Origin of the sequence: Streptomyces odonnellii (assembly GCF_000981895.1) — a bacterium.
Lineage (GTDB): Bacteria > Actinomycetota > Actinomycetes > Streptomycetales > Streptomycetaceae > Streptomyces > Streptomyces odonnellii.
On record NZ_LATD01000209.1, the window covers coordinates 21,790 to 27,846 of the forward strand.

At 69.3% G+C, this 6,057-nt stretch carries 7 protein-coding genes; 3 read left to right on the forward strand and 4 right to left on the reverse strand.

Features of this window, described 5'->3' with window-relative positions:
* Positions 1-23: 23 nt before the first annotated feature.
* Positions 24-1,139, forward strand: a complete 1,116-nt coding sequence (locus WH07_RS20110; RefSeq protein ID WP_046501744.1) for a DNA alkylation repair protein — start codon at positions 24-26, stop codon at positions 1,137-1,139.
* A 22-nt stretch (positions 1,140-1,161) separates the two neighbouring features.
* On the opposite strand, the gene WH07_RS20115 is transcribed toward WH07_RS20110, so the two are convergent.
* Both WH07_RS20115 and WH07_RS20120 read right to left on the reverse strand, forming a co-directional pair.
* Positions 1,162-1,659, reverse strand: coding sequence for a hypothetical protein (locus WH07_RS20115; RefSeq protein ID WP_052744487.1), 498 nt, complete (start codon positions 1,657-1,659; stop codon positions 1,162-1,164).
* A 17-nt stretch (positions 1,660-1,676) separates the two neighbouring features.
* A complete protein-coding gene (locus WH07_RS20120) occupies positions 1,677-2,366 on the reverse strand; it encodes a hypothetical protein (protein ID WP_157877392.1) in 690 nt (229 codons plus the stop codon).
* 374 nt (positions 2,367-2,740) lie between these two features.
* On the opposite strand from WH07_RS20120, the gene WH07_RS20125 reads away from it, so the two are divergent.
* Complete coding sequence (locus WH07_RS20125) at positions 2,741-3,580, forward strand: MFS transporter (protein ID WP_052744488.1); 840 nt, start codon at positions 2,741-2,743, stop codon at positions 3,578-3,580.
* A 166-nt stretch (positions 3,581-3,746) separates the two neighbouring features.
* A complete protein-coding gene (locus WH07_RS20130) occupies positions 3,747-4,700 on the forward strand; it encodes an SMP-30/gluconolactonase/LRE family protein (RefSeq protein WP_046501749.1) in 954 nt (317 codons plus the stop codon).
* A 90-nt stretch (positions 4,701-4,790) separates the two neighbouring features.
* Here WH07_RS20130 and WH07_RS20135 read toward each other — a convergent pair whose 3' ends face one another.
* Positions 4,791-5,648 carry an endo alpha-1,4 polygalactosaminidase gene (locus WH07_RS20135; RefSeq protein ID WP_046501764.1) on the reverse strand — a complete coding sequence of 286 codons (858 nt, stop codon included), beginning with the start codon at positions 5,646-5,648 and terminating at the stop codon, positions 4,791-4,793.
* A 50-nt stretch (positions 5,649-5,698) separates the two neighbouring features.
* On the reverse strand, positions 5,699-6,057 hold a 359-nt coding region (locus tag WH07_RS20140), incomplete at its 5' end, for a spherulation-specific family 4 protein (protein WP_046501751.1).

The following is a 6,057-nucleotide window of genomic DNA, read 5'->3' on the forward strand; positions in this document are numbered from 1 at the left end:
CCGCACACGAAAGAAGCACCGACATGCCCACCGCCGACGAGCTGATCAGCCCGGACAGCATCGAGAAGCTGGCCCGCGTGCTCGGCACGAGCGCGGGACCGGCCTCGCGCTGGTCCGCCGTACGGGAGAGTGCCGGGGCCCTCGGCCCGCTCGCCCTGAGCGAGCGGGCCCGCGCGGTACGGGACGCGCTGATCCAGGACCTCCCCGGAAGCGGTACGTACACCGCCGCCGCGGAGGTCTTCCGTACCGCGCTGACCGATCCCGGGTTCTCCGGCTGGATGATCTGGCCGGTCACCGAGGCGGTGGCGGTGCTGGCCGTGGACTCGGCGCGCCACGGCGACTTCGAGGACGGCCTCGCGCTGCTGACCGCGCTGACACCCCGGCTGACCGGCGAATTCGCGCTGCGTACGTTTCTGAACGCCGACACCGACCGGACACTGCGGACCGTCCGTACCTGGACCGGGTCCGCCGACCCGGCCGTACGGCGGCTGGCGAGCGAGGGCACCAGACCACGGCTGCCCTGGGCGAAGCAGGTGCCGGAACTGCGCCGCCGGCCTTCCGTGACCGTACCGATCCTCGACGACCTCCACACCGACGCCGACGAAGTGGTCCGCAGGTCCGTGGCCAACCATCTCAACGACATCTCACGGCTCGACCCGGTGCTCGCCGTCTCCACCGCACGCCGCTGGTCCGAGGATGCCATCGCCACCACCACTCCGGCGGTCGTCAAACACGCGATGCGCACGCTCATCAAGCAGGCCGACGCCCAGGCACTCGACCTGCTCGGCTTCGCCCCGCCGTCCACCGACCTGGTCGTCACCGGCCCCGAGCTGCGCAGCACGAAGGTCACCGAGGCCGATGAACTGGTCTTCGGCGTCGACGTGTTCAACGACGGACCGGCGCCGGTCCGGCTGGCGGTCGACTATGTCATCCACTACCGCAAAGCCAACGGCTCCACCGCGCCCCGCGTCTTCAAACTCACCACCCGCACCCTGGCCCCCGGCGAGCGCCTCGCCCTGGAACGCCGCCACTCCTTCAGACCAATCACCACCCGCCGCCACTACTCCGGCGAACACGCCCTGGAAATCCAGGTCAACGGCCGCCGCTCGGGGAAGGCGGAGTTCATCGTCGACCTGTGACCGGACGGGCCGGGGTCCGGGGTCATGCCGTGTGTCCGGCGGCGCCGGAGAGTACGGGACGCGTCCTCCCGTCCTTTCCGCCCCGTGGGCAGGTCCAGCAGGCCACGCCGTCCACCACCTCGGCCACGGCGGGATGGCTGTGCCCCGGGCAGGGCGGGACCGGGGTGCCGCCCGTGTGTTCCAGCACAGCGTCCTGCAACTGTTCGGCCAGCAGAGCCACGGCTTCGGCTTCTGTTATGGAATCCTCCAGCAGCACATGGGTGGAGGAGCCGTCGTCGAACGCGAGCACAACGAGTACGGAGCCGATGCGACGGGCGGCCGTGGACGGCTGGGTGGGGCCTTCGCCGTTGTGGATCTCCAGCCGGGAGGTGAACGCCCTGTCGCCGGACGGTACTTCGGGCTCGGGATCAGCGGACGGCACCGTCACCTCCAGCGTCTGGCCGACGGGATCACCGAGCTGCCGCAGAATGTCTTCCGCCCAGTTCAGGGTTGTCGCGGTGGTCAGTCTCATCGCGTTCATGGCGCCGCTTCGTCACTTCACTTCTTCGCCTTGACGTCCGACGCCCAGGTGATGGAGCCGGTGCCGGTCCGCCCGCCGATGTTGACCCGGAAGGTCATGTAGTCCTGGAACTGGACATGATCGGTGTGCTTGACGGGCTTGAGAGTGCCGTGGAAGTGATAGTGCTTGCCGACCACATGACCCGCGTTGTTCGGCTTCCTCCTGCCGTTGTTCCACCACGAGACGCCCCTCTCCTTGACGTTCCCGGTGATGAAGGACTTCACCCGCGTGGAGATCTTGTAGCCCCAGTTGATGTTGCCGTACCGGCAGTTGAACCGGGCGCTCAGTGTGCCGTTCGCATCGCTCCAACTCGGATTCCTGCCGCAGCGCAGGATCGCGGGCCTCCTCTTCTTCCGCACTGTTCCCGCGGACTGCCGCGCGTCGGCCTGGGCATGCCCGGCATGTCCGCGTCCGGGCGCCGCCCCGCCGACGATCGCGGCGATCCGGTCGCGCTCCGCGTGGGTCAGCTTCAGCGGAGAGCCATGGGAGTACGCGTCCAGAACCACACGCAGAGTCGTTTCCGACCCGCCCGTGGCCGTGGTGGAGACAAAAGTCCTGTCGTCGGCCGGATTCGCCGCCGGGACGGCGTGCGTCGCTCCGGCGCCGGACACCGTCACCACCAGCGCGAGCCAGCCGGAAGCCGCAGCGCTCTGCCACGAAAGACGCATTCCCTCGTCCCCTCTCTTCGCCGTCGCGACGGTCTGCCGCACGGGATCCGAGAATCCCGCACTCCCTTTCGAGCCAGGACCGCTTTCCGCTCTCAATCACCTGATGGAGCGATAAAGATGGACTCTTGCTGACGGCATCTGCCATGTCGCCCGAACGGCACGTGCCACCACGCTGCTGCCCCACCGCCGCCCTTGCCAAAAAGAGGTCGGTCGCCCTCGCGAGTGGTTGCGCTGCTCCGAACGGGTGATGAGGAGCATGCGGCTCTGGAGGGGGCGCTTGACACTGCTGCTGTCGTGGCCGGAGGCCGGAGGGCCGACACAGGCCCCTGATCCGGCCCCGACGCGACATCACCAGAAACGGCCCCCTGCCATGTATGACCGACACGGACACCGCTCCGCCCGTCTCGTTACCGCACGTGCCCGCCGGCCGCCGGCGCTGGATCGCGCTCGCGGTGGTGCTGACCGCGGCCCTGATGGACCTGGTGGATGTGACGATCGTCAATGTCGCCATCCCCGCCATTCAGCGGGACCTCGGCGCCGCCTACTCGGCCGTGCAATGGATCGCCGAGGGCTATGTGCTCGCCTTCGCCCTCGGCCTGATCACCGGTGGACGGCTCGGCGATATCCACGGCCGGAGACGCCTGTTCCTGTTCGGTGTGGCCGGGTTCACCGTCGCCTCCGCCCTCTGCGGCGCCTCCGCGAGCTCCGAGATGCCCATCGCCGCCCGTGTTCTGCAAGGCGCGATGGCCGCGCTGATGGTTCCGCAGGTCCTGGCGATCATCGATGTCACCTTCCCGCCCGCCGAACGCGGCAGGGTCTTCGGCATGTACGGCGGGATCCTCGGAGCCGGGGCCATCGCCGGCCCCATCCTGGGCGGCGTCCTCACCCAGTCGGATCTCTTCGGCCTCGGCTGGCGGTCCATCTTCCTCATCAACGTCCCGCTCGGTATCGCCGGGCTGGCGCTGGGGTGCCGTTACCTCACGGAGTCCACCGCCACGGAGAGCCGGCGCCTGGACCCGACGGGGATGGCTCTGGCCACCACGGGCCTGCTCCTGCTGCTGTCCCCGCTCACCCAGGGACGTGAACAGGGCTGGCCGGCCTGGGGGTTCACTGCCGTTTCATGCACCTGCAAAGGGCATGTCACGATATTTATGGGCAAATTTGATACCAATGTCATATTCACGTGGTATTCACGGCACACGCAGATGACGTAGACGGCCTACGCATGGCGATGGATCCGGCCCGGCGCCTGGAACTCCGGCGGGTGACGGCCCGTTACGAATGAGTAGCACGAGCAGAACTCGAAACCGAGTTGAGCGAGTTCGCTGAGTCACCGAGTTCGCAGACTTCCACCCCCACTCTTCACGGAGGCCCGGAACCATGGCCCGGAACCAGCTCCAACCGTCCCGGCGGTCCCTTCTCGGCGGTGCCGCCCTCGCCGCGCTCACGGCGGCGGCCGGCGTCGGCACGGCGCACGCCACCACCGCTGCCCAGGCCGCCGCGTGGCCCACCGAGTTCCCTCTCCCGAACGGCTTCCTGCCCGAGGGGATCACCATCGGCGCCAAGCCGTACGCCTACATGGGCTCACGCGCCAACGGCGCGGTCTACCGCACCGATCTGCGCACCGGTGAGGGCGGGGTCATCCACCAGGGCGCCACCGGCACGGTGGCCATCGGGCTGAAGCTGGACCATGACGGTCTGCTCTACATAGCCGGAGGCGGTGGCGGATCCGCACGCGTCGTCGACTCACGCACGGGCAGGCTCGTCGCCACGTACCAACTGACCGACAGCACGGGCCACTTCATCAACGATGTCATCCTGCTCGGCGACCGTGCCTGGTTCACCGACTCACGCGACAGCGTGCTCTACGGCATACCGCGCGGCCGCCGAGGCGGGATCCGCAGCCTGCCGCTCAGCGGCGACTGGGTACAGACGCCCGATGTGAACAACGCCAACGGCATCGTCGGCACCCCCGACGGCCGAGGGCTGATCGTCGTCAGCAGCACGCCCGGCAAGCTCTACCACGTGAGCCTGAAGACCGGCCGGGCCACTGAGATCACCCTGAACGGCGCGACGGACGTGGCCAACGGCGACGGTCTTGTCCGCATCGGCCGCACTCTGTACGTCGTACAGAACCGGCTGAACCTCATCAGTGTGTTCAGCCTCAACGCCCAGGTCCGCTCCGCCACCCTGCGCCGTACGATCACCGACCCCCGCTTCGACGTCCCCACCACGGCCGCCCGCCGGGGCGACCGCCTCTACCTCGTCAACGCCCGCTTCACCAGCCCCCAGACGCCCGAGACGACGTTCAACGCCGTCGCCGTTTCCCTCTGACGCCCGGCCGTCGAAGGACGGCGTCGACGGACGCCCTTGCTGAGGGGCCCGATTTGCTCCGGGCCCCTCTGTCACCGGGCGAGGTGCGGGTCAGCAGGCCTGGCGCCAGGTGCCGAGATCGAGCTTCTTGCGCATGGACGAGAGGCCCAGACGCCGGCTCTGCGCGCAGAAGTCCTCGGTGGGCAGCGCGTACTCGACATGGAGGACGGCCTTCCCCGCCCGCACGAACGGGGTGAGCAGGGCGCATTCGCCGTACTGGGCGCACTCCTCGTTCACCGCGAAGTCGAAGGTGCCCACGAGGGCGGGCACCTGCGGCAGATCGTTCTTGAGCCCGACCGACATACCGCGCTCGTGCGCGAGCCGGGCGATCATCCGGTTGTACGCGAGCTGATCGCCGGCGCGCAGCGGGAATCCGGTGTCGTTGAGATAGCCGTCGAGCAGATCGGGTTCGACCGCGTCGAATCCCTTCGACCGGCACATGTCGAAACGCTTCCCCATCAGGGGGCCGAGGACGTCGAGGCGCCGGATGTCGAGCCAGCGCTCGCCGTCCCAGCCGTTGGGACGGCCGAGGACGGAAGAGGGGAAGGTGTCGCGATCCGAACGGAAGTCCTCCCAGGCACCGGCGTTGATGTAACAGATGACCTTCCGGCCGTCCCGGTGGAGACGGGCGACATCGGCGGCGGTGTTCTCGAAACCGTCGATGTCGTACACGGGCACATCGGTCCGGGGATCCACCCGGCCGTCGAGCTGCCACTGCCAGAGAGTGCCCGGCCGGGGCGCCCAGCGCGCGGCCGGGGCGGGCTTCCCGGTCCCCGGGCCCTCCGCCGGCCCCTTCCCCGGGCCCTTCCCGGGGCCCTCGCCCGTGTCCGTCGCCGAACAGCCGGTCACCAGCAGGAGCAGCAGGAGCGGCAGCAGAACGACGAAGCGCGGAGCGACGGCGGATGGCACACGGACCGCGAGCGGCACGCTCCGGAGTGCCCGAACGGGGAGTGAACGCGTCATGGTGCCTTCCGGAACAGACCGATCGGGGGCGCGGTCCACGGGTTGGGCAGTTCTCCCGCGACCGGGCAGGAGACGGCGGCGCCACGCTCCTGGGCGGTGCGCACGGCGAGCCCGGTCAGGGCGGGCGGCACACCGTACACAAGATGGCAGAACCGCTCGGGCGGATGCCGGACGGTCCAGCGCGGACGCGCGAAGAGCGAAAGATACGTCGTCCAGTGCCCCTCGAACGTGACGATCAGATCCGCGATCCGGGCATAGCCGCGCGCCGGATGGACCCCCGGGTTCAGTACGACCGTAGCCGCGCCCCGGCGCCGCGCGGCGCGGACCAGACGGCGGCAGCGGCGCAGTTCGCCCG

What these genes read in the sequence shown, in the direction of transcription:
- WH07_RS20115 (WP_052744487.1), bottom strand. Translation starts at nt 1,659, where the DNA reads ATGAACGCGATGAGACTGACCACCGCGACAACCCTGAACTGGGCGGAA.
- WH07_RS20110 (WP_046501744.1), top strand. Translation starts at nt 24, where the DNA reads ATGCCCACCGCCGACGAGCTGATCAGCCCGGACAGCATCGAGAAGCTG.
- WH07_RS20125 (WP_052744488.1), top strand. Translation starts at nt 2,741, where the DNA reads ATGACCGACACGGACACCGCTCCGCCCGTCTCGTTACCGCACGTGCCC.
- WH07_RS20120 (WP_157877392.1), bottom strand. Translation starts at nt 2,366, where the DNA reads ATGCGTCTTTCGTGGCAGAGCGCTGCGGCTTCCGGCTGGCTCGCGCTG.
- WH07_RS20130 (WP_046501749.1), top strand. Translation starts at nt 3,747, where the DNA reads ATGGCCCGGAACCAGCTCCAACCGTCCCGGCGGTCCCTTCTCGGCGGT.